The sequence below is a fragment of the Dokdonella sp. genome (assembly GCF_017744955.1).
In the GTDB taxonomy this organism is placed as follows: domain Bacteria; phylum Pseudomonadota; class Gammaproteobacteria; order Xanthomonadales; family Rhodanobacteraceae; genus Dokdonella_A.
This window is the reverse complement of record NZ_JAGIAG010000001.1, coordinates 32,951-54,851: the sequence shown is the minus strand read 5'-3', so window position 1 is coordinate 54,851 and position 21,901 is coordinate 32,951. Positions and strand designations below refer to the sequence as shown.

General features: G+C 69.7%; 19 protein-coding genes. 10 read left to right on the top strand and 9 right to left on the bottom strand.

Going from position 1 to position 21,901, the window contains the following annotated elements:
• Positions 1–76: 76 nt before the first annotated feature.
• Complete coding sequence (locus J7520_RS00220; protein ID WP_291182587.1) at positions 77–2,056, top strand: UvrD-helicase domain-containing protein; 1,980 nt, start codon at positions 77–79, stop codon at positions 2,054–2,056.
• A gap of 145 nt (positions 2,057–2,201) precedes the next feature.
• Positions 2,202–3,086 carry an EamA family transporter gene (locus tag J7520_RS00215; RefSeq protein ID WP_291182585.1) on the top strand — a complete coding sequence of 295 codons (885 nt, stop codon included), beginning with the start codon at positions 2,202–2,204 and terminating at the stop codon, positions 3,084–3,086.
• Positions 3,087–3,091: 5 nt separating this feature from the next.
• On the opposite strand, the gene J7520_RS00210 is transcribed toward J7520_RS00215, so the two are convergent.
• Positions 3,092–4,102 carry an AI-2E family transporter gene (locus J7520_RS00210; protein WP_291182583.1) on the bottom strand — a complete coding sequence of 337 codons (1,011 nt, stop codon included), beginning with the start codon at positions 4,100–4,102 and terminating at the stop codon, positions 3,092–3,094.
• A gap of 134 nt (positions 4,103–4,236) precedes the next feature.
• Here J7520_RS00210 and J7520_RS00205 point away from each other — a divergent pair, with 134 nt between their 5' ends.
• The 7 genes from J7520_RS00205 to J7520_RS00175 all read left to right on the top strand — a co-directional run bounded on the left by J7520_RS00205 (position 4,237) and on the right by J7520_RS00175 (position 12,653).
• Positions 4,237–5,121: an HAD family acid phosphatase gene (locus J7520_RS00205; protein ID WP_291182581.1), complete on the top strand. Its 885-nt coding sequence runs from the start codon at positions 4,237–4,239 to the stop codon at positions 5,119–5,121.
• A gap of 271 nt (positions 5,122–5,392) precedes the next feature.
• A complete protein-coding gene (locus tag J7520_RS00200) occupies positions 5,393–6,331 on the top strand; it encodes a hypothetical protein (RefSeq protein ID WP_291182579.1) in 939 nt (312 codons plus the stop codon).
• 13 nt (positions 6,332–6,344) lie between these two features.
• The gene (locus J7520_RS00195; protein WP_291182577.1) at positions 6,345–6,653 is read left to right on the top strand and encodes a hypothetical protein; all 309 of its coding nucleotides are present in this window, start codon (positions 6,345–6,347) and stop codon (positions 6,651–6,653) included.
• A gap of 4 nt (positions 6,654–6,657) precedes the next feature.
• Complete coding sequence (gene plsB / locus J7520_RS00190; protein WP_291182576.1) at positions 6,658–9,213, top strand: glycerol-3-phosphate 1-O-acyltransferase PlsB; 2,556 nt, start codon at positions 6,658–6,660, stop codon at positions 9,211–9,213.
• Positions 9,214–9,277: 64 nt separating this feature from the next.
• On the top strand, positions 9,278–10,312 hold the full coding sequence (locus J7520_RS00185) for an ATP-binding protein (RefSeq protein ID WP_291182574.1): 1,035 nt from the start codon (positions 9,278–9,280) through the stop codon (positions 10,310–10,312).
• A gap of 35 nt (positions 10,313–10,347) precedes the next feature.
• Positions 10,348–11,745: a nitrogen regulation protein NR(I) gene (ntrC, locus tag J7520_RS00180; protein ID WP_291182572.1), complete on the top strand. Its 1,398-nt coding sequence runs from the start codon at positions 10,348–10,350 to the stop codon at positions 11,743–11,745.
• Positions 11,745–12,653, top strand: a complete 909-nt coding sequence (locus J7520_RS00175; protein ID WP_291182570.1) for a hypothetical protein — start codon at positions 11,745–11,747, stop codon at positions 12,651–12,653. The genes ntrC and J7520_RS00175 overlap by 1 nt, the downstream gene beginning before the upstream one ends.
• A gap of 21 nt (positions 12,654–12,674) precedes the next feature.
• On the opposite strand, the gene J7520_RS00170 is transcribed toward J7520_RS00175, so the two are convergent.
• Positions 12,675–13,397: a 2OG-Fe(II) oxygenase gene (locus J7520_RS00170; RefSeq protein ID WP_291182569.1), complete on the bottom strand. Its 723-nt coding sequence runs from the start codon at positions 13,395–13,397 to the stop codon at positions 12,675–12,677.
• A 74-nt stretch (positions 13,398–13,471) separates the two neighbouring features.
• On the opposite strand from J7520_RS00170, the gene J7520_RS00165 reads away from it, so the two are divergent.
• The gene (locus tag J7520_RS00165) at positions 13,472–14,755 is read left to right on the top strand and encodes an acetyl-CoA C-acetyltransferase (protein WP_291182567.1); all 1,284 of its coding nucleotides are present in this window, start codon (positions 13,472–13,474) and stop codon (positions 14,753–14,755) included.
• Positions 14,756–14,970: 215 nt separating this feature from the next.
• On the opposite strand, the gene J7520_RS00160 is transcribed toward J7520_RS00165, so the two are convergent.
• The 7 genes from J7520_RS00160 to ggt all read right to left on the bottom strand — a co-directional run bounded on the left by J7520_RS00160 (position 14,971) and on the right by ggt (position 21,863).
• The gene (locus J7520_RS00160) at positions 14,971–15,549 is read right to left on the bottom strand and encodes a YkvA family protein (RefSeq protein ID WP_291182565.1); all 579 of its coding nucleotides are present in this window, start codon (positions 15,547–15,549) and stop codon (positions 14,971–14,973) included.
• Positions 15,550–15,644: 95 nt separating this feature from the next.
• Entirely contained in the window at positions 15,645–17,483 is a 1,839-nt protein-coding gene (locus tag J7520_RS00155; RefSeq protein WP_291182563.1) for a phospholipase D family protein, read from the bottom strand.
• Entirely contained in the window at positions 17,480–18,061 is a 582-nt protein-coding gene (locus J7520_RS00150) for a YceI family protein (protein ID WP_291182561.1), read from the bottom strand. Before J7520_RS00150 ends, J7520_RS00155 begins: the two co-directional genes overlap by 4 nt.
• 15 nt (positions 18,062–18,076) lie before the next feature.
• Positions 18,077–18,553 carry a histidine phosphatase family protein gene (locus tag J7520_RS00145; protein ID WP_291184860.1) on the bottom strand — a complete coding sequence of 159 codons (477 nt, stop codon included), beginning with the start codon at positions 18,551–18,553 and terminating at the stop codon, positions 18,077–18,079.
• 269 nt (positions 18,554–18,822) lie between these two features.
• Positions 18,823–19,299 (bottom strand): EF-hand domain-containing protein, encoded by a 477-nt coding sequence (locus J7520_RS00140; RefSeq protein WP_291182559.1) that lies wholly within the window; start codon positions 19,297–19,299, stop codon positions 18,823–18,825.
• Positions 19,300–19,420: 121 nt separating this feature from the next.
• Complete coding sequence (locus tag J7520_RS00135) at positions 19,421–20,053, bottom strand: ParA family protein (RefSeq protein ID WP_291182557.1); 633 nt, start codon at positions 20,051–20,053, stop codon at positions 19,421–19,423.
• Positions 20,054–20,162: 109 nt separating this feature from the next.
• Entirely contained in the window at positions 20,163–21,863 is a 1,701-nt protein-coding gene (gene ggt, locus J7520_RS00130) for a gamma-glutamyltransferase (protein ID WP_291182555.1), read from the bottom strand.
• Between the last annotated feature and the right edge of the window lie 38 nt (positions 21,864–21,901).

The window sequence follows — 21,901 nt, the reverse complement described above, 5'->3', positions numbered from 1 at the left end:
ACATCGCGGGCAAAACCCCAATGCGGACCTGTCAAGCTGTCGGCCGGCGCATCCGCGCGGCACAATCGCTGCCGCGATGAGCATGAATCCCCAACAACGCGCCGCCGTCGAATACTGCGACGGCCCGCTGCTCGTGCTCGCTGGCGCGGGCTCGGGCAAGACGCGCGTGATCACTGAGAAGATCGCGTACCTGATCCGCCGGCGGAATCTTTCCGCCTCGAAGATCGCCGCGATCACCTTCACCAACAAGGCCGCGCGCGAGATGCGCGAGCGCGTCGGCAAGCTGGTGTCCGGCAGCGCGGCGGAAGGCTTGACGGTGTGCACGTTCCACGCGCTCGGGCTGAAGTTCCTGCAGCTCGAGCACGCGCGCGCGAACCTGCGCCGCGGCTTCTCGGTGCTCGACGCCGACGACACGCAGGGACTGGTCAAGGAGCTCGCGCCGAAGAACGCCAAGCCGGACGTGCTGTTCGCGCTGCAGTCGCTGCTGTCGCGCGCGAAGAACGAAGGCCTGACGCCGGAGCAGGCCGCCGACCGCGCGGCCAGTCCGCGCGAGCGCGAGGCCGCCGACATCTACGCCGCCTACCAGCGCCGCCTCGCCGCGTTCAACGCGGTCGACTTCGACGATCTGATCCGCCTGCCGCTGATGGTGCTCGAAACCGACGCCGAAGCGCGCGCCGGCTGGCGCGAACGCCTGCGCTACCTGCTCGTCGACGAATACCAGGACACCAACAGCGCGCAGTACCGGCTGGTGAAGACGCTGGCCGGCGAGCGCGGCATGTTCACCGCCGTCGGCGACGACGACCAGAGCATCTACGCCTGGCGCGGCGCCAATCCGGAGAACCTCGCCGAGCTGGCGAAGGACTATCCGCAGCTCAGGGTGGTCAAGCTCGAGCAGAACTACCGCTGCGGCCGGCGCATCCTGCGCGCGGCGAATGCGGTCATCGCGCACAACGCGCACGTGTTCGAGAAGAAACTGTGGAGCCAGGAGGCCGAGGGTCCGCCGATCCGCGTGCTGGAATGTCGCGACGACGAGCACGAAGCCGAGTGCGTCGCAGGCTCGATCGCGCACCTCGCCGAGAAGCACAAGGCGGCGTGGCACGAGTTCGCCGTGCTCTATCGCGGCAACCATCAATCGCGCGCGCTGGAGAAGGCCCTGCGCATGGCGCGCGTGCCGTACCACGTGACCGGCGGCACCGCGTTCCTCGATCGCGCCGAGGTCAAGGACCTGCTCGCCTACCTGCGTCTGATCAACAATCCCGACGACGACGCGGCATTCCTGCGCGTGGTCAACCTGCCGCGGCGCGACATCGGCGCGACCACGCTGGAAAAGCTCGGCGAGCTCGCCGGCGCGCGGCACGTGTCGCTGCTGCGCGCGGCGCAGAGCGACGCCGTGCTCGGCCAGCTCGCGGCGCGCTCGGCCTCGTCCCTGGTCGGCTTCGCCGGCCTGATCCGCGACCTCGCGCAGCGCGCCGAGCGTGTCGCCGCGGCCGACTTGGTCGAGGAATTGATCCGTCGCGTCGGCTACGCCGAGCACATCGCCGCGCAAGTCAAGGAACCGACGCTGCGCGAACGCCGGCTGGAGAATCTGAAGGAACTGGCCGAATGGTTCCGCGCGATGCAGAAGGACGGCGCGGCCGGCGACCTCGCCGCGCAGCTCGCCCTGCTCAGCCACGGCGACCGCGACGATCCGGGCAACGCGGCGCGGCTGATGACCCTGCACTCGGCGAAAGGGCTCGAATTCCGCTTCGTCTTCCTGGTCGGCCTCGAGGACGGCATGCTGCCGCACGAAGGCAGCCTCGCCGAGGGCCGCGTCGAGGAGGAGCGGCGCCTGATGTACGTCGGCATCACGCGCGCGAAGGAGCAGCTGTCGATGAGCTACGCCAAGCGCAAGCGCCGCTTCGGCGAGATCATCGCCAACGAGCCGAGCCGGTTCCTGAAGGAGCTGCCGGGCGAGGATCTGCACTGGTCCGGCCGCGACGCCGAACAGGACGCCGTGCACAAGCAGGAGCTGGCGTCCTCGCACATCGCGCGGCTGGCGAGCCTATTGGCCGATTGAGCGCGGCGGGTCGCGCGGCCGACGCCGCGCGCGCGGCTCTGCTGACGGAAGCTGTCAGCAGAGCGGGAGCTTTCGCGTTCGATGCGATGGCGTTCGTGCGCTTCTGCGAAGATCATCGGCCCGACCTCCGCTCGCACTTCCGCCCATGTCCGCCCGCCCGGATTTCTCCCGCATCCTGCTCGCGATCGGCGCGCTGCTGATCGGCATGGCGTCGTACCAGTTCGGCGCCGCGCTGGCCAAGCAGCTGTTCCCGGCCGTCGGCGCGGAGGGAGCGGCCGCGTATCGATTGGGCCTGGCGGCGCTGATCCTGCTCGCCTGGCGGCGGCCGTGGCGCAATGCGCCTGCGCGCAAGGATCGGCTCGCCTTGTGGGGCTACGGCCTCGCGATCGGCGCGATGAACCTGGTGTTCTATCTGTCGCTGCGCACGATCCCGCTCGGCATCGCGGTGGCGCTGGAGTTCACCGGCCCGCTGGCGCTGGCGCTGCTCGGTTCGCGCCGCTGGATCGATTTCGTCTGGATCGCCCTGGTGGTGGTCGGCCTGGCGATGCTGCTGCCGTTGCGCGAACAGGCGCATGCGCTCGATCCGGTCGGCGTGATGTACGCGCTGGCGGCGGGCGTGGGCTGGATGCTGTACATCGTGCTCGGGAAAAAGGCCGGCGCCGCCTACGGCGCCGATGCGGTGACCTGGGGTACCTCGATCGCCGCCCTGGTGACGGTTCCGATCGGCGCCGCGCAGGCCGGCACCGCGCTGCTGTCCCTGGACCTGCTGCCGTTCGCGCTGGGCGTGGCGGTGCTGAGTTCCGCTCTGCCGTACACGCTGGAGATGATCGCGCTGACCAGCCTGCCGTCGCGCACGTTCAGTACCTTGCTGAGCCTGGAGCCGGCGATCGCCGCCGCGGCCGGCGTCGCGTTCCTCGGCGAGCATCTGAGTCTGCTGCAATGGTCGGCGATCGCGGCGATCGTCGCCGCCGCGGCCGGGACCGCGCTCAGCCTTCGCCGTCCACGGTCGGGCGAGCTTCCACCGGTCTGACGCCGTCAGATCAGCTTGGCCGCGCCCAGTTCGCGCTTCAGGTAGGCGTAGTAGATCGGCGCGGCGATCAGGCCGGGCGCGCCGAACGCGGATTCCATCAGCAGCATCGCGATCAGCAGTTCCCAGGCGCGCGCGCGGATCTGCGTGCCGACGATGCGCGCGTTGAGGAAGTACTCCAGCTTGTGGATCACGATCAGGAACACCAGCGCGGCGATCGCCACGCCGAGCGAGATCGACATGCCGACGACGAAGATCACCGTGTTGGAGATCAGGTTGCCGATCACCGGCAGCAGGCCGGCGACGAAGGTGACCACCACGAGCGTCTTCGCCAGCGGCAGGTGCACGCCGAACAGCGGCAGGATCAGCAGCAGGAAGATGCCGGTGAACAAGGTATTCAGCGCGGAGATCTTCACCTGCGCGAAGACGATGTCGTGGAACGAGTCGACCAGGTTCGCGCAGCGCGCGGCCAGCGTCTCGGCGAGTGGGCCGCCGCGGCCGTTCGGCCGTGCGTTGTACAGCGCGATCATCGCGCCGAGCACCATGCCGATCAGCAGGTGCACGATCACGCGCGCGGCGGTCTTGCCGGCGAGCTGCAGCTGTGCGGCGTGTTCGCGCATCCATTCGACGGCGACGGCGCGGAAGTCGTCGATGCTGTCGGGCAGGTGGTCGACGACGATCTGCGGCAACTGCGTGCGCGCGCGTTCGAGCAGCGGCATCAGTCGTTCGAACACCGCGCTCGGGTTGCCCAGTTCGCTGCGCAGGAAACCGACCGCGCCGAGGATCGCCAGGGTCAGCAGGCCCACCACGATGACGCTGAGCAGGGCGACGATCAGCCAGTGCGCGTGCGCGCCGGGCAGGTGGCGCTGCAGCAGCGGCGCCAGCGCGTTGACCAGCGCATAGACGAGCAGGCCGGCGAGCAGGGCCGGCAGCAGGTGCAGGTAAAGGATCAGGAACAGCGCCAGTCCGGCGAGGACGTAGCTGGCGACGCGCAAACGCAGGCCGAACGGCGATTCCATAGACGTCCCGGTGAGGACCGCGTCGGTCGCGACGGTCCGCGCGACGAGGTGTCATAAACTTGCCGGATCGTATGCGCTGACCGTTGCAAATCCAATCCTGCCCGTCTTTCCCGTTCATCTCCTCAGGGGTTCGCATGTCGAAGATCTCGCTTTCCCTCGCCCTGGCCGCGGCGCTGCTGGCCGGCTGTGCCGGCGCGCCGAGTGCCCGCAGGACGCCCGCCCCGGTCGCGCCGCCGGTGCCGGCCGGTCCGCCCGCGAACGACAACCTGAACGCAGTGGTCTGGACGCAGACCGCGGTCGAGCACGACCTGATCTACCGCGAGGTGTTCCGCCAGGCCGGCGAGAAGCTCGCCGTCGCGCTGAAGACGCCGAAGTGGGACGCGCTGGCCAAGGGCGACCGCAAGCGCATGCCGAAGGGCGCCAAGCCGGCGGTGATCGTCGACATCGACGAGACCATGCTCGACAACTCGCCCTACCAGGCACGCCTGGTGCAGAGCGGCGGCGAGTACAACGAGGCGACCTGGGCGGCGTGGTGCCAGGAGAAGGCGGCCAAGCCGCTGCCCGGCGCGCTGGAATTCGCCAAGCTGGCGGCCAAGCGCGGCGTGACGGTGTTCTACCTGTCCAATCGCGCGCAGGACTTGAACGAAGTCACCTTGGAAAACCTGCGCGAGGCCGGCTTCCCGATCGCCGACGAGTCGGTCTTCCTCGGCCTCGGCACGGTGGTCGAGGGCTGCGAGCAGAACGGCACCGAGAAGGGCTGCCGCCGCGCGCTGGTCGGCCGCAAGCACCGCGTGCTGATGCAGCTCGGCGACCAGCTCGGCGATTTCGTCGACCCGGTCGCCAATACGCCGGACGGCCGCCGCAGCGCCGTCGAGCCGTATCTGGACTGGATCGGCGAGCGCTGGTTCGTGCTGCCCAACCCGACCTACGGCTCATGGGAGCCGGCGCTGTTCAACAACGACTGGTCGCAGGGGGCAGAAGCGCGCCGTCGCGCGAAAATGGACGCACTGAGGAAGTAATTAAGAATCAATCGGTTATGGCTTTACAATTAAGGCATTGCATTAGCAATGTCGCTTAAGTATATTGACCGGCAAGAATCCGGTGACGATCCCAATAAAGCCCCGATAACCGTCTCCCAGACAACGACGTACAAGTTCCCCCTCCGGCTGTGCCGGATTGACCCGACAAGCTTGCTTGCCGGGTTTTTTGTTGGCGCAGGCGTGGTGGCTGCCGTCTTGGCGCGCTGTTAAAGTGCCGCCCCTTCCACTCCTGACCCCCTGGGGATTTCCGATGCGTATGCCCATCGCCCGCGCCGCGCTCGCGGCGTCGTTGATCGTTTTCGTCGCCGCTTGCGAGAAGAAGGCGGAAGACACCGCCGCGACGGCCGCCGCTCCCGCCGCCGCCAAGACCGAAGGGCCGGATGCGGCGATCCAGAAATCCGTCGCGCTGCTCAAGCAGGGCGACATCGGCGGCCTGATGCAGCACGCGCTGCCGCCGGCGGAGTTCGCCAAGGCCAAGGCCGACTGGGGCAAGGACGCGCAGCCGGTCACCGACGAGGACCGCAAGAAGTTCGCCGAGACGATGGAGAAGCTGACCGCGCCGGACGCGGAAGCCAAGCTCTACGCCGAACTCGAGCCGCAGCTGAAGACGTTCGACGCGACGTACCAGCAGCAGATCCCGATGTACGTTTCGATGGGCAGCGGCTGGCTGCAGGGCATGGTCCAGCAGAACAAGGACATGTCCGAGCCGGAGAAGCAGCAGGCGCTGGCCGCGATCAACGCGACCGCCGCGTGGGTGCAGAAGACGCGCTTCACCGACCCGGAGGCGGTCAAGAAGGTGCTCGCGGTGGTGACCAAGACCGCCCGCGCGCTGAACCTCAAGAGCGCCGACGAGGCGCGCGCGCTGACCTACGACCAGTCGATGGAGAAGGCGCGCATCGGCGTGCAGGGCGTCAAGGAAGCGCTGGCCGTCTATGGCTTTTCGCTCGACCAGACGCTGGACTCGGTGAAGTCCGAAGTGATCTCCAACGACGGCAAGACCGCCAAGGTCAAGATCAGCTACACGCTGTTCGACACGCCGCTGACCGGCGAGACCGAGATGGTCAACCTCGACGGCCGCTGGTACGGCAAGCACGCGTTGGAGAAGGCCGAGGACAAGGCGGCGGCGACGGCCGGTGCCGCTCCGGCCGCTCCGGCCGATGCCGCTGCCGAGGCCCCGGCGAAGGACTGACGCCGACAGGCGCATGGACGGCGGCGACGCGGACGGCGTCGCCCATTCCGGATCGAACGACGGCGCGCAGTTCATCGAACTGCGCGCCGTCGGTTTCTCGGGGCCGGCCTTGCGTACGCGAGTGCTCGTGGTGACGTCGCGATCGACGACGACGGGTGGCCTTCATCCGCACCGACGCGCGCTCCGGCCTCCCGGCCGTCCGCGGCAGCGCGCCGCGACGCGGCCGCTGCATGAGCCCTGCTCACACCGACCCGGCGCACTCGAACGCGCGTACCGATGCGCGAACGAGGCAGCGGCGGTTTTCTTCGCCCTGATAGACTGAACCGATGGAAGAGTCGCCTCCGACGGCGCCGCCCGCGACGCACGACAAGCAGGCGCCGGCCTGGCTCAACGCGGTCGGCGCACTGCTGCGCCCGTGGGTGCGCATCCGCCGCACCCCCGACGACGTGCACGCGCTGCTGCCGGACGACGCGCGGCCGACCGTCTACGTGATCGAGCGTCACGGCCTGTCCGATACCCTGATCCTCGAACGCGCCTGCCAGGAAGCGGGGCTGCCTTCGCCGTACGCGGCGGCCGAGCGCCTGCCGATCAAGCGGCGCCGCGCGGTCGTCACGCTGTCGCCGCGCCCGCGCCTGTTCGGCCGGCGGCCGCATCCGACCCGCTCGGAGACGCTGAGCGCGCTGGTCGACCTCGTGCGTGCCGGCGCCGACGGGGAGTCGTCCGGCAAGGACGTGCGCGTGGTGCCGGTGTCGATCTTCGTCGGCCGCGCGCCGGCGCGCGAGTCGGGCTGGTTCAGCGTGCTGTTCTCGGAGAACTGGGTCGTGGTCGGCCGCTTCCGCCGCCTGCTCGCGCTGCTGCTGAACGGTCGCGACACGGTCGTGCAGTTCGCGGCGCCGATCGACCTGCGCGAGTTCGTCGCCGGCGAAACCGACACCGAGCGCGGCGTGCGCAAGCTGCAGCGCATCCTGCGCGTGCACTTCCGGCGCATCCGCGCGGCGGTGATCGGGCCCGATCTTTCGCATCGGCGCACGCTGATCGACAGCGTCGTCAACGCGGCGCCGGTGCAGCAGGCGATCGACGCCAACGCCAGCCGCGAAGGCATCGACCGCGACGCGGCGGCGGAGAAGGCGCGCGGCTTCGCCTGGGAGATCGCCGCCGACCAGTCGCACCTGGTGGTGCGCTCGGCCTCGTTCCTGCTGACGGCGCTGTGGGAGAAGATCTACCGCGGCGTGCACATGAACCACTTCGACCGGCTGCGCGAGATCGTGCCCGGCCACGAGGTGATCTTCGTGCCCTGCCACCGCAGCACCACCGACGACGCGCTGCTGCCGTACGTGCTCTACCACAACGGCCTGGCGGTGCCGCACATCGCCGCCGGCGTGAACCTCAACCTGCCGCTGATCGGTTCGCTGCTGCGCCGCGGCGGCGCGTTCTTCCTGCGCCGCAGCTTCAGCGATCCGTTCTACTCGACGGTGTTCCGCGAGTACATGAGCCAGCTGATCGCGCGCGGCATCTCGCTGATGTACTTCATCGAGGGCGGCCGCTCGCGCACCGGCCGCACGCTGACGCCGCGCGGCGGCCTGCTGTCGATGACGCTGCGCAGCTTCCTGCGCCAGCCGGACCGTCCGGTCGTGTTCCAGCCGGTCTACATCGGCTACGAGAAGATCATGGAGGGCGAGTCCTACATCGGCGAGCTGTCCGGCAAGCCGAAGGAGAAGGAATCCTGGGGCGGCCTGATCCGCAGCCTCGGCGCGCTGCGCCGGAACTACGGCGCGGTGACGGTGAACTTCGGCGAGGCGCTGTTCCTCAAGCCGCTGCTCGACGAAGTCGCGCCGGACTGGCAGCAGGCGGCGGCGGACCCGGAGGCCAAGCCCGCCTGGCTGAAGAGCGCGGTCGACACGCTCGGCGAACGCATCCTGGTCAACATCAACCGCGCCGCGCACGCCGGCCCGATCAACCTGCTCGCGCTGACCCTGCTGGCGACGCCGAAGCATGCGATGGCCGAAGCCGATCTGATCGCGCAGATCGAACTCAGCAAGGAACTGCTCACGGCGGTGCCGTACTCCGACCGCGTCACCGTGACGGCGCTGTCGGCGCAGGAAATCATCGCCTACGGCGAGCGGATGGAATGGATCCGCCGCGTCGCGCACCCGCTCGGCGACGTGCTCACGGTCGACGAAAAGCCCGGCGTGCTGCTCAGCTACTTCGGCAACAACGTCACCCACCTGTTCGCCACCGCGGCGTGGATCGGCTGCTGCTTCAACAACAACCGCCGCCTGGCGCGCGCGTCGATCCTGCGCCTCGGGCGCCTGGTCTATCCGTTCGTGCAGGCCGAGCTGTTCCTGCCGTGGAGCGAAGCCGAGTTCGGCGAGCGCATCCAGGCGACGCTGGAATTCCTGCAGGCGCGCGGCCTGCTGGCGACCGTCGAAGGCACCGACGGCCGCATCCTCGAACGCGGTCCGGGCCAGAGCGACGGCGCGTTCCGCCTACGTTCGCTGGGGCACACGCTGATGCCGGCGATCGAGCGCTACTACATCGGCCTCGCGCTGCTGGTGAAGAACGGCCAGCACGCGCTCAGCGCGAGCGAACTGGAGAACCTGAGCTATCTCACCGCGCAGCGCCTGTCGCTGCTGCACGAGATGAACGCGCCGGAGTTCTTCGACAAGAGCCTGTTCCGCGGCTTCATCCAGAAGCTGCGCGAGCGCCGCGTGATCGCGGTCGACGAGAACGGCAAGCTGGTGTTCGAGCCGGAGCTCGAAGCGGTCGCCAAGGACGCGCGCGTGATCCTCTCGCGCGAGATCCGCCACGGCATCCTGAAGCTGACGCCGGAGAAGCAGGCGCAGTTGACGCGCGACACGGACGCCGCCGCCACCGACGCCTGAGTCGTCGGTGCAGCGCTCGCGCGCGAGGTCACGACGGCACCGGCACATGCACTAAACTGGTGCAATGTCCGATCCCGTCCTCGCCCCCGAAGCGCCTGCCGACGCGCTGTGGGCCGCGCTCGAATCCTGCGCGACCGCGATGGCGCTGGTCGATCGCGACCTCCTGCTGCGCACGGTCAACCAGAGCCTGCACGACTGGCTCGGCGCCGGTGCGCGCAGCTGGCGCGGCGAACGCCTGGCGCTGCTCGACGCGTCGCCGCCGCGGCTGAACGAAGCGGCGACACGCGCGCTGGCCGAGCAGCGCCGCGTCTGGCTGCGCGACGCGCGCCTGCGCACCGCGATCGGCGACCGCGCGGCCGACCTCGCCCTGACGCCGCTGGACGCCGATACCTTGCTGATCGAGCTGCAATCCGCGCCGGTCGACCATTCGGGGCTGCGCCTGTCCGAATCGCTGCGCGGCTTCGCGCACGAGGTGCGCGGGCCGCTCGCCGGTGTGCGCGGCGCCGCGCAGCTGCTGCAGCGGCGCCTGCACGAGCCGGACCTGGTGGAGCTGGCCGGATTGATCGTCGGCGAGGCCGACCGGCTCGCCGCGCTGTCGGATGGCCTGCTCGACACGGGCGCCAAGTCGAACCGGGCGCGCATCAACATCCACGAGGTGGTCGAGCGCGTCGCCGCGCTGCTGTCGGCGGAATCGGAAACGCTGCGCATCCGCCGCGACTACGACCCGAGCCTGCCGCCGCTGGCCGCCGACGCCGATCGCCTGCAGCAGGCCTGCCTGAACCTCGCGCGCAACGCCGTGGAAGCCGGCGCACAGACGTTGACCGTGCGCACGCGCGTCGAGCACGGCGCGCGCATCGGCGAACGCAGCCTGCGCCTGGCGCTGCGCGTGGATCTGGCCGACGACGGTCGCGGCGTGCCGGCCGAGCTGGTCGACACCTTGTTCGAGCCGCTGGTGTCCGGCCGCGCCGACGGCACCGGCCTCGGCCTCGCCATCGCGCGCGAGATCGCGCACGAGCACGGCGGCGAGATCGCCTACGTCAGCCGCCCCGGCGCGACGGTGTTCACCCTGCTGCTGCCGCTCGGCGAGGCGGAGGCCTGAATGCGCGGCGCCGGACGACAGCGTCGGGAGTGCGCATGAGCCAGGCCGTGATTTGGATCGTCGACGACGACCGCGGCGTGCGCCTGGTGCTCGCCGCGGCGCTGCGCGAGGCGGGATTCGCGCCGCGCGAGTTCGCCGACGCCGAGAGCGCGCTGGCGGCGCTGGAAGCCGACGCGCCGGACCTCCTGTTCACCGACGTGCGCATGCCCGGCGCGAGCGGCCTCAAGCTGCTCGAACGCATCGGCCTGCACGAGCCGCGCTTCCCGGTGGTGGTGATGAGCGCGTTCACCGACGTCGCATCGACCGCCTCGGCCTATCGCCTCGGCGCGTTCGACTACCTGCCCAAGCCGTTCGACCTCGATCAGGCGGTCGCCGCCGCGCGCCGCGCGCTGGCGCAGCCGCGCGCGACGTCCGCGCCGCCGGCGCCGCCACCGGTCGAGGAGCCGGAGCTGATCGGCGGCAGCGCCGCGATGCGCGAACTGTTCCGCGCCATCGGCCGCGTCGCCGCCAGCGGGCTCGGTGCGCTGATCACCGGCGAGACCGGTACCGGCAAGGAACTCGTTGCGCGCGCCCTGCATCGCGAAAGCGCGCGTGCGCGCCAGCCGTTCGTCGCCTTGAACACCGCCGCGATCCCGGCCGAGCTGCTCGAATCGGAACTGTTCGGCCACGAGGTCGGCGCCTTCACCGGCGCCGCGCGCCGCCACGCCGGGCGCTTCGAGCAGGCCGACGGCGGCACGCTGTTCCTCGACGAGATCGGCGACATGCCGCTGGCCTTGCAGACGCGCCTGCTGCGCGTGCTCGCCGCGGGCGAGTTCTATCGCGTCGGCGGCCGCGAGCTGATCCGCGCCGACGTGCGCATCGTGGCAGCGACGCACCAGGATCTGGACGCCAAGGTGGCCCGCGGCGAATTCCGCGCCGACCTGCTGCATCGGCTCGACGTCGTCCGCCTGCATCTGCCGGCCCTGCGCGAGCGGCGCGACGACGTGCCGGCCCTGGCCGAACATTTTCTGCGTCAGGCCGCGGGGATCTCCGGCAGCGGCGCCAAGCGCTTCTCGCCGGCCGCGCTCGGCGTGCTGCGCGACTATGCCTGGCCCGGCAACGTGCGTCAGCTCGAAAACCTGTGCCGCCGCCTCGCCGTGCTCGCGCCCGGGCGCGAGATCGGCGTCGGCGACCTGCCGCCGGCGCTGCTTGCCGACGCGCCGGTGCGCGAAGCCTCGGCCTGGAGCGGCGCCTTGCGCGCCTGGGCCGAGCAGGCACTCGCCGCCGGCGCCGAGAACATCCACGGCGAAGCGCTGGCCGAGCTCGAGCGCGTATTGCTCGACGCCGCGCTGGTCGCGCACCACGGCCACCGCCAGCGCGCGGCGAAGTCGCTGGGCCTTGGCCGCAACACGATGACGCGCAAGCTCGGCAGCTCGCGCAAACGGCCGCGCTGATGCGAGCGTTCGACACGATCCGGCGCAACGGCGCCGACGCCTGGAACCTGTTCGTGCTGCCGCTCTCGCTGGCGCTGCTGCCGTGGTCGCTCAGCTTCCGCGCGGCGCGCCTGCTCGCGCAGCATGCGCGCCTGTTCCGCGCGGAGGCGGATGCCGCCTGGACCAACGCGGCGCCGTTCTGCGCGGACAGCGACGAGGGCGAATGGAAGTTCGGCTATCGGCTGGTGCGTTGGGTCGAGCGCATCGACACGTTCCTGACGTTGACGCGCTCGCCGGCCTGGTGGCGCCGGCGCGTCGACGTCACCGGCGATCTGCCGCCGTCCGCCGCGCCGGGCATGCTGCTGACGTTCCATTGGGGCGCCGGGCATTGGCTGTGGCGGCTGTTCGTCCATCGTGGCATCCGCGCGCACTTCCTCGCGCGCCGTCCGCAGGCGCTCGACCACGGTCGCGGCCGCGTCGCGCTGTGGTACGCGCAGCTGCGCGGCCGTGCGCTGCGCCGCATCGGCAGTCTCGGCGTGCTCTACACGGGCGGCAGCGCCAAGCGGGTCGCCGAAGCCCTGGCGGCCGGCGAGGGCGTGGTCGGCATGCTCGATCTTCCGGCGGAAGACGCGCAGCGCGCGCAGCGCGTGCCGCTGCTCGGGCGCGTGGCGCGCCTGCCCAGCGGGCTGCTGGAGATCGCGCGTGCGCAGAACGCGCCGGTCCGCCTGCTGAGCTGCGGCCTCGACACGCGCAGCGGGCGGCGTCTGCTGCAGGTGGAGGAACTGCCGCCCGCGCTTTCGGTGCACGAGCTGCTCGCGCGCTACGGCGCGCACCTGGAAGGCGCGGTGCGCCGCGCGCCGGAAGCCTGGCAGATGTGGCACGTCGCGCCGCTGATCTTCGTCGCGGAAGATTCGAGCGGGGCCGCCTGAGTCGGCGCTTCGCGCCGGCGCTCAGCCGGCCGCGCGCAGGCGTTCGGCGTACAACGTGTTGTGCGGTTCGCGAATCTCCTCCGCGGGCCGAGCGGTCGTGTAGTAGTACATCGCGATCGACTTGCGCGTGACCTCTTCCGGCGCGGTCCACGGCGTCGGATGGCCGTGGAAGGTGTCCGAGCGCGTGGCGAACAGCACCGCGCGGTTGAACAGCGGCTCGACGACGCGCCGGCAGGCCTGCGCTTGCGTGTCCCACAATTCCAGCGCGCCGCCCCATTCGGGGCGCCAGCCCGGCGTCAGGTAGATCAGCAGGTTCAGGCGCCGATGCGCCTGCATCTGCGCGTGCCAGTTGAAGTCGGCGTGCACGCCGAGCAGGCCGCCGCGGCGCGTCAGGTGCAGGCCGCCGCCGACCAGGTGCGGATCGGGCAGCAGATGGCCGATGCCGGTGAACGCCTCGAGGAAGCGGATGAACGCGCCCGAGTTGAGGTCGTGCATGGCCTGGCGGTGCAGCGGCGGAAACGTCTCCTCGCGCGAGCTGCCGAGCTTCACTTCGAGGCCCGGCGCGGCATAGTGATCCCAGGCCAGCGCATCCGGCCCCGGGAACTCGTCGGCGAGGCGCTGGGCGACTGCGGCCGGGAGGAAATCGTCGAGAACGGCGTACGGGTACGGCTCGGCATCCAGGAAAGCGGCCTTCGGCGCGGCGGCCAATGCGTCCAGTCGCTGAAGATCGAAGACGTACGACATACAATGAGGCATCCTTGGTGGCCGCGCATGATATCAAGGCCAATCTCTGACTTCGTTCCGGAACGGATGAGCTCGTGAATTCGACCAGGCGGGTAGGCATCATCGGCGGCGTGCGTATTCCGTTCTGCCGCAACAACACCGCGTACGCGGACGTCGGCAACTTCGGCATGGCCGTGAAGACGCTCGGCAGTCTGGTCGAGCGCTTCGGCCTACACGGCCTCGAGCTCGGTGAAGTCGCGTTCGGTTCGGTGATCAAGCACGCCTCCGACTGGAACATCGCGCGCGAGGCGACCTTGTCTTCCGGCCTCGCGCCGACCACGCCCGGCATCACCACCGCGCGCGCCTGCGGCACCTCGCTCGACAACGCGATCATCGTCGCCAACAAGATCGCCACCGGACAGATCGACGCCGGCATCGCCGGCGGCTCGGACACCACCAGCGACGTGCCGATCGTCTACTCGAAGGGTCTGCAGCAGCGCCTGCTGCACGTCAATCGCGCCAAGACCCCGCTGGAGAAGCTCGAGACGGCGGTGAAGGGCTTCTCGCTGTCCGAGTTGAAGCCCTCGTTCCCCGGCGTGGCCGAGCCGCGCACCGGCAAGTCGATGGGCGAGCACTGCGAGATGATGGCCAAGGAGTGGAAGATCGGCCGCGAGGAACAGGACCGCCTCGCGCTGGCCAGCCACCAGAAGCTCGCCGCAGCCTATGCGCGCGGCTTCTTCAAGGACCTGGTGGTGCCGTTCCGCGGCGTCGAGCGCGACAACATCCTGCGTCCCGACACGACGCTGGAAAAGCTCGCCGCGCTGAAGCCGGCGTTCGACAAGACGTCGGGCCAGGGCACGCTGACCGCCGGCAATTCGACCTCGCTGTCCGACGGCGCGGCCGCGGTGCTGCTCGGCAGCGACGAATGGGCGGCCGCGCGCGGACTCAAGGTGCAGGCGTACCTGACCCATGCGCGCGTCGCCGCGGTCGACTACCTGCATGGCGAGGGCCTGCTGATGGCACCGACCATCGCCGTGCCGCGCATGCTGGCCGAGGCAGGTCTGCGCCTGCAGGATTTCGATTTCTACGAGATCCACGAGGCCTTCGCGGCGCAGGTGCTGTGCACCTTGCGCGCGTGGGAATCGGCCGACTACTGCAAGAACCGGCTCGGCCTCGACGCGCCGCTCGGCACGATCGACCCGGCCAAGCTCAACGTCAACGGTTCCAGCCTCGCCGCCGGCCATCCGTTCGCGGCCACCGGCGCGCGCGTGGTCGCGACGCTGGCGGCGCTGCTGGAGGAGAAGGGTTCCGGTCGCGGGCTGATTTCGATCTGCACCGCCGGCGGCATGGGCGTGACGGCGATCCTGGAACGGCCGTAGCCCGGGCGGTCGACCAGCGCCGTCGCGGATTGCCGCGTCGGACACGTCGGCGGTGACGGCGCTGCGGCGGTTCCTTCGCGCGCCTCGAAAGACTTCGCTGGTCCCGCGATGTCATCCCCGCGCAAGCGGGGATCCATTCGGGGACTCGATCCGGAGCGAGGGGCGGACTGCCTTCCCGCCCGGCGGCGATCGAGGTGATCGCCGGAGGGGCGTTCTCAGCCGCGGAAGGTGAACAGCACCGGCTTCCAGCCGCCGCTCGACTGGTAGCTCTGGCCGCGACGCTTGCGCATGCGCTCGATCAGCTCGACGCGGCGCGCTTCCGCCCATTCGTGCCGCTGGGTCTTCAGCGTGGCCGGATCGACGCCGTGCGCGGCGGCCTCTTCCTTGCGGTAGTGCACGAAGTCCTCGTAGGCCTCGATCTCGTGCTGCAGTTCGCGCACGCACAACTCGATCATGATCGCGTCGTCGAGGAAGCCGAGCACCGGCACGTTGTCCGGAATGATGTCCTGCGGATTGGCGAAGTAGGTCAGGCAGGCGAGCACGTGCTGGCGGTCTTCCTCCGGCAGCGCGAAGCCTTCGTCGTTGGCCATCGCGATCATGCTGTCGAGCTTGCTCAGGCGCTCGGCGATGAAGTGCGGCAGCTTGACCTTGTGGCCGTCGACCAGAAGCTTCGAGGCGGCTTCGGTGACCTGCTGCGGCGTCAGGTGTTTCGCCTCGTTCTGCGCGCGCTGCATCGCGCCGATGAAATGCTGAAGATCGGCATCGCCGAGCTCGATGGTGATCGCGAGCGACATGGGCGGAACTCCACGGGAAACGACGCGCGAGACTAGCCAGCGGGGCTCATGGCGTCAATGGACGCTCCGATTCCCGGCCGCGCCGGGCCCGCCGCTCAGAGGATTCCGACCAGCCCGGCGCCGAATGCGGTCACGATACGCGTGTAGATCGTCTTCAGCGGCAGGTCGACCTCGGGGAAGTCGCCGACGTCCTCATAGCAGGCCTGGAAGCCGGGGTCGCGCGGGGGCAGCGGGCTGCAGCCGGGCTTGAGCTCGTAGCTGGTCGCGTAGCGGAACGGCCACAGGTCGAACAGCGGCAGCGCGGTGGACACGGTCGCGATCACGTTGTTGAGCTTGCGGATCAGCTTGGGCCCGCGCGGCGGCCGCTGCGCGACGACCCAGGCGTTCTGCGGCTGCGTGTTGCGCAGCACGGCAGCGCGCACCTGCTCGGCCACCGCGCGGTCGTAGATGATGAAGCCGGACTCGCTGTTGACGTTGTCCGAGCGCGGATCGAAGTTGTGCGAGCCGATCAGGCTGACGCGATCGTCGATGACGATCGACTTCGCGTGCAGGCCGAGCCGCACGCCCTCGCGTTTGAGCGGCGTGCGGCCGTAGCGCTGGTACTTGCCGGCCGCGCCGCCGCCGGCGAGCTGCTCGTAGTTGCGCACGAACTCGGCCGCGTCGGCGGGGAACGGCTTGAACTCGTGGATCTGGAAGCCGTAGCGCTTGAGATAGCGCTTCTTGTACTTGTACGAGAGCGCGTAGACGTAGAACGCGTCGGTCGCGGCGAGCGAGTTGGTCGACACGATCACCGGCACCGGCGGCTTGCGCCGGCGGATGTCGCGGAACACCTCGCGCGCGCGCTGGCTCAGTACCAGGTACGGTGTCTCGAACACGATCTGCGAGCGCGCCGACAGCAGCAGGTCGCTGATGCGGCGGGTCAGCTCGGCTTCGGCCGGGTCGTCCGGCCGCTGCGCCTTGTCCGGCGCGTCCGAGAAGTAGTCGACGCGGCCCACGCGCAGCGCCGCCTGCGCGAAATGCGCGCGCACGTATTCCGCGTCGTCCGCGCGCGCGCGCAGTGCGTCGACGCGCGGCCGGTCCAGGTTCTCCGGCGGCGTGAAGCGGAGTGGTTCGCCGGCGCCGGCGACCAGGCGCCGGTTGACGTCGTTGAGCCGGGTCAGCGGCGCGCTGCGCGGATGCTTCCAGAACTGCTCGAACGAGGCGCGCATCTCGGCGCCGGCCACCGGCCCCAGCACGAGCACGTCGCGGTCGCGATAGTCGAATTCCGCGTCCCAGTCGAAGTAGCGGTTCTCGACGTTGCGGCCGCCGGCGATGCCGATCTCGCCGTCGATCAGCAGCAGCTTGTTGTGCATGCGCTGGTTGAACTTGGAAAAGCAGCAGACCAGGCCGGCGGCGAATTCGAGCGGCTGGGTGACCGCTTCGTCGAAGGTCGGGTTGTACAGCCGGAATTCGAGATTGACGTGCGCTCTCGCGAGGCGCGCGAGCCAGTCCACGTTGTCGAGCGAGAACAGCTGGTCGGCCAGCACGCGCACCTTCACGCCGCGGCGTGCGGCGGCGATCAGCTCCTCGAGCACGAGCCAGCCGGCGTCGTCGCCGGCCCAGATGAAGGTCTGCAGGTCGATGCTGGTGCGCGCCGCGCGGATCAGGTGCACGCGCAGCAGCAGCGAGTCCTCGCCGACCTCGAGCACGTTGACGTAGTGCGCCGGCGCGTCGGGGCGATTCTCCGCGCGCGCGCGTTCGACCAGGTCGTGGTAGGGCGAGGCGATCGCGCAACGGTCGGCGCGCGCGCATCCCACTTCGCTCGGCCGCTCGGCGGCGACCACCGCGTCGGCCTGGCGCGCCAGCTCGCGATTGAGTCCGCAGGCCGACAGCAGCAGCGCGGCCGAGCAGAGCAGGGCGCGCACGCCGGCGCGCCGGTACGAGCGCGGCTTCATCGTTCGGCGGGCTGCGCGTAGACGCTGAAGTCGAGCTCGACCTTGTCGCTGAGCGTGCCGCGACGCGAGCGCATCTCGAAATCGGAGCGGCGGATCGCGCCTTCCACCTCGATCGGGCAATCGTAGGCCGGGCGCTCGCACGTCGACGGCAGCATCTGGAAGCGCACCGGCTGGCGGATGCCGCGCACGGTCAGCAGGCCCGGCAATTCGCCGCCCTTGCGCAGGCGGTCCTGCGGGATCGCGTTGGACGCGAACTCGATCTGCGGGTGCTTCCCGGCATCGAAGAACTCCGGCGACTTGACCCAGTTCTCGTAGTTCTTGCTGTTCATGCGGATCGTGTCGACGTCGATGCGCGCGTCGACGCGGATCTGGCTGCGGAAGCGGTCGACGCTCACGCTGCCGTGCACCTTGCCGAAGCGGCCTTCGACGCGCACCAGCCAGAGCACCTTGACGCTGAAGTCGACGCGCGAGCGCTCGCTGTCGAGGCGGACGGTGTCATCGGCCGCGCCGGCCGCGGCGGACAGCAGTGCCGCGATCAGCGCGAGGATGAACGGCGCGTGCGACGTCGGTTGCCGCATGGCGCCGCGACCGCGTCACGGCCACCAGAAATGACGCACCGTGGCGCTGCCGGGTTCGAGGCCCGCGTCCGCGGCGAGGCGCAGCCAGACGACGCCGCCGGGCGGGATGCCGCGGCCGGAGTCGGAAGCGCCTTCGGTCAGCAAGGCGACCAGGTTCTCCAGGCCGGGATTGTGTCCGACCAGGAGCAGGGTGCCGACGTCGGCGTGATCGTCGAGCACGCGCAGCAGGGTCGCCGGGGTGGCCTCGTAGATGCGCGCCTCGCTGCGCAGGTCGGCGTAGCCGAGCGTCGCCAGCACGCGCTCGCAGGTCTCGCGCGTGCGCGCCGCCGGCGAATACAGCACGCGGTCGGGCGCCGCGCCGTGATCCTTCAGCCAGACGCCGGCGGCGTCCGCTTCGGCTTCACCGCGCAGGCTGAGCACGCGTGCGATGTCGTCCTGCCCCGGCGTGGCCGCGTCGGCGTGTGCATGACGCAGCAGGATGATCTCGCGAATGGCCATGACCGACTCCTCTCTCCGATGCGCGATGATGCCCCAATCGCCGCGCCTGCGGTCAAGGGCCGATTCGCCCGACGAGGGCGGCGCACGGCGGACGGCGTAACGCCCGTTCACCGTGCGCCGGGGGCAAGCAAGCTTCGCGCCTTCGCGATCATCAAGCAGTCATCCGCCGGTCGCCCCTGTGCGGATCGACCATGATCGGTCGCGCAAATCGTTGATTTCGCCGGGCCGGGAGCGCGCGTACCGCACGCTCCCGGGTTCCCCGCTTACTGGGCCGAAGCGCCGTGCGGTCCGTGCGGCCCGCGCTTGTGCGCGGCGGCGAACTGCTCCGCCGTCACCGTGTCGGCGCCGTCGCCGAGCTTGTCGAAGCGCGCCATTTCCTTGGCCTCGAAATCGGCCTTGCTGACCTTGCCGCTGCCGCTGGTGTCGTAGCGTTCGACGAAGCGTTCGGCGCGCTTCTGCGCGCGTTCGGCGGCCATCGGCGACTGGGCGATCTCGTTGGCGTCGACTACGCCGTCGTGGTTCGCGTCGAGCTTGTCGAAGCGGCCGTCGACCCAGGCCTGATATTCGGCGCGGCTGATCTTGCCGTCGTGGTCGGTGTCGATACGGTCGAAGAAGCGCTGCTTGGCCGCAGCGCGCTGAGTCGATTTCGCGATGTCGGCATCGGTGACCGGCGCCGCGACGGCCGCGCCGACGGCGCACAGGGCGCTCGCGGCGAGCAGGGTGGAGAAGAAGTTGCGCATGGTCGGAACCTCAATACGGCGGCCACGTCGGCCGCAGCGTTATTGAACGCCGCAGGCTCGACGGCGTTCGCCGTCGAGGTGCAAAGATCGCGCAAATTCTTGTAATGCCGCGGCGCGCGGTTCAGGAATGTTTCTTCAACCAGCGCAGCAGCTTGTGCCAGTCTTCCTGGTGCGAGCGCACCAGTTCGGAGTGGTAGTCGAAGATGCTCTTGCCGAGCGCGTTGGCCAGCACGTAGCCCTGCGTGTCGCGCAGTTCCGCCACCAGCGGGAACGGGAACTGGCGGATTTCCTCGACCGCCAGCTGCGAGGCGTTCGTCCACGGCTTCAGCCGGTTGGCGACCAGGCCGACCGCGACCTTGCCGCGCTTGATGCGACCGAGCTCGGCCAGCTCGCTCAGGAACGGCGCGGTCGCTTCGAGGTCGATCGCCGACGGCAGCACCGGCACCAGCACGGCGTCGATGCGTTCCAGATACGCCTCGACCTCGTTCGGGCGGATACCGGCCGGCGTGTCGATGACGACGCGCTGAGCGTCGGCCGGGATATGCTTGTCCCAGTCGCGCCGCAGTCCGGACACGCCGAGCACCGCGTTCGCGTGCGGTGCGCGCTTCTCGCACCAGCGCAGCCCCGAACCCTGCCGGTCGGCGTCGACCAGGACGGTGTTCTTGCCGTCGACCGCGTAGTAGGCCGCCAGGTTGGTCGCCAGCGTGCTCTTGCCGGCACCGCCTTTCGAACTCGCCACCAGGACTTTCAGCATGGATGCCTCCGTCGGTACGCAGTGGCGCGAAGCGTACACCGCGTCGGCGCGCTGGCGAAATCAGCGCGTCGTGAAAAGCCGTAGAGGAGCGGGCTTTTCGCGACTCGCGTCAATATCCCGCCGCCTGCCCGTCCTTGCGTCCTTCCGACGCGCCGACGTAGACCTGGTTCTTCGCGTCCCAGCCGATCGCCTGGTAGCCGCCGTAGGGGCCGTTGGCGAAGCGTACCGAATGGCCCTTCTGCATCAGCCCGCGCACGGTTTCGTAGGAGAAGCCGGATTCGAGGTCGATCCAGCCGCCGTCGCTCATCGGCTCGGCTTGCGCTTCGGGCGAGGTGGAGCCTTCGTGCTGGATGCGCGGCGCGTCGCCGGCTTCCTGCAGGTTCATGCCGAAGTCGATCAGGTTCATCACGATCTCGACGTGCCCCTGCGGCTGCATGTCGCCGCCCATCACGCCGAAGCTCAGCCACGGCTCGCCGTTCTTGGTCACGAAGGCCGGAATGATCGTGTGGAACGGCCGCTTGCCGGGCGCGTAGGTGTTGGCGTGGCCTTCCTTCAGCACGAACATCTCGCCGCGGTCCTGCAGGATGAAGCCGAGCCCCGGTGGCGCCATGCCTGAACCCATGCCGCGGTAGTTGGACTGGATCAGCGACACCATGTTGCCGTCCTTGTCCGCGGTGGTCAGGTAGATCGTGTCCGCCCCGGGCTTCTGTGCGCCGGGCTCGACTGCCTTCATCGCCTTGTCCGGCGAGATCCGCTGGCGGCGCTCGGCGGCGTATTCCTTCGACAGCAGCCACGAGATCGGCGTCTTCTGGAACGCCGGATCGGCGTAGTACTTCGCGCGATCCTCGAACGCGAGCTTCTTCGCCTCGACGAACAGATGCACGTGCTCGGTGCTGCCGAACGGAATCTTGGAGAAGTCGTAGGCCTCCAGGAGGTTCAGCATCTGCAGCGCGGCGATGCCCTGGCCGTTCGGCGGCAGCTCCCAGACGTCGTAGCCGCGGTAGTTGACCGACGCCGGCTCGACCCATTCGCCCTTGTGCTCGGCGAGATCCTCGTAGGACAGGAAGCCGCCGTTCGCCTTGAAGTAGTCGCCGATCGTGCGCGCGATGCGACCCTTGTAGAACGCGTCGCGGCCGCCGTCGGCGATCGTCTGCAGCGTATCGGCGAGATTGGCGTTCTTCCAGATATCGCCCTTCGCCGGCGCCTTGCCGTCGCGCGTGAACTGCTCGCTGAAGCCGGGGTACTTCGACAGCTTCGGCACCGACAGATTCCAGTAGTAGGCGATCAGCTCGCTGACCGGAAAGCCTTCGCGCGCATAGTCGATCGCGGGCTTCAGCACGCGCTTCATCGGCAGCTTGCCGAAGCGGTCGTGCAGCGCGAACCAGCCGTCGACGGCGCCCGGCACGCTGACCGGCAGCGGCCCGGTCGGCGGGATCGCCGTGTGGCCGTGCTCCTTGAACCACGCCAGGGTCAGCCCCTTCGGCGAACGGCCGGAACCGTTGTAGCCGTAGAGCTTCTTCGTCCTGGCGTCCCAGACGAGCGCGAACAGGTCGCCGCCGACGCCGTTGCCGGTCGGTTCCATCAGGCCGAGCGCAGCGTTGGCGGCGATCGCCGCGTCGACCGCGCTGCCGCCGCTCTTCAGAACGTCCAGCCCGACCTGCGTCGCCAGCGGTTGCGAGGTCGCCACCATGCCGTGCCGCGCGAGCACTTCCGAGCGCGTCGCGAACGGCTTGCCGGTGACGCGGTCGCCGGCCTGCGCGGAGCCGGCGGTGACGAGAGCGACGAGCACGGCGAGCGCGATGCGTTTCATGGCGGACCTCGATCGAACGAAAGCGGCGAGCATACGAC

What these genes read in the sequence shown, in the direction of transcription:
- J7520_RS00205 (WP_291182581.1), top strand. Translation starts at nt 4,237, where the DNA reads ATGTCGAAGATCTCGCTTTCCCTCGCCCTGGCCGCGGCGCTGCTGGCC.
- J7520_RS00195 (WP_291182577.1), top strand. Translation starts at nt 6,345, where the DNA reads ATGGACGGCGGCGACGCGGACGGCGTCGCCCATTCCGGATCGAACGAC.
- ntrC (WP_291182572.1), top strand. Translation starts at nt 10,348, where the DNA reads ATGAGCCAGGCCGTGATTTGGATCGTCGACGACGACCGCGGCGTGCGC.
- J7520_RS00140 (WP_291182559.1), bottom strand. Translation starts at nt 19,299, where the DNA reads ATGCGCAACTTCTTCTCCACCCTGCTCGCCGCGAGCGCCCTGTGCGCC.
- ggt (WP_291182555.1), bottom strand. Translation starts at nt 21,863, where the DNA reads ATGAAACGCATCGCGCTCGCCGTGCTCGTCGCTCTCGTCACCGCCGGC.
- plsB (WP_291182576.1), top strand. Translation starts at nt 6,658, where the DNA reads ATGGAAGAGTCGCCTCCGACGGCGCCGCCCGCGACGCACGACAAGCAG.
- J7520_RS00150 (WP_291182561.1), bottom strand. Translation starts at nt 18,061, where the DNA reads ATGCGGCAACCGACGTCGCACGCGCCGTTCATCCTCGCGCTGATCGCG.
- J7520_RS00210 (WP_291182583.1), bottom strand. Translation starts at nt 4,102, where the DNA reads ATGGAATCGCCGTTCGGCCTGCGTTTGCGCGTCGCCAGCTACGTCCTC.
- J7520_RS00160 (WP_291182565.1), bottom strand. Translation starts at nt 15,549, where the DNA reads ATGTCGCTCGCGATCACCATCGAGCTCGGCGATGCCGATCTTCAGCAT.
- J7520_RS00135 (WP_291182557.1), bottom strand. Translation starts at nt 20,053, where the DNA reads ATGCTGAAAGTCCTGGTGGCGAGTTCGAAAGGCGGTGCCGGCAAGAGC.
- J7520_RS00170 (WP_291182569.1), bottom strand. Translation starts at nt 13,397, where the DNA reads ATGTCGTACGTCTTCGATCTTCAGCGACTGGACGCATTGGCCGCCGCG.
- J7520_RS00185 (WP_291182574.1), top strand. Translation starts at nt 9,278, where the DNA reads ATGTCCGATCCCGTCCTCGCCCCCGAAGCGCCTGCCGACGCGCTGTGG.
- J7520_RS00215 (WP_291182585.1), top strand. Translation starts at nt 2,202, where the DNA reads ATGTCCGCCCGCCCGGATTTCTCCCGCATCCTGCTCGCGATCGGCGCG.
- J7520_RS00155 (WP_291182563.1), bottom strand. Translation starts at nt 17,483, where the DNA reads ATGAAGCCGCGCTCGTACCGGCGCGCCGGCGTGCGCGCCCTGCTCTGC.
- J7520_RS00200 (WP_291182579.1), top strand. Translation starts at nt 5,393, where the DNA reads ATGCGTATGCCCATCGCCCGCGCCGCGCTCGCGGCGTCGTTGATCGTT.
- J7520_RS00175 (WP_291182570.1), top strand. Translation starts at nt 11,745, where the DNA reads ATGCGAGCGTTCGACACGATCCGGCGCAACGGCGCCGACGCCTGGAAC.
- J7520_RS00220 (WP_291182587.1), top strand. Translation starts at nt 77, where the DNA reads ATGAGCATGAATCCCCAACAACGCGCCGCCGTCGAATACTGCGACGGC.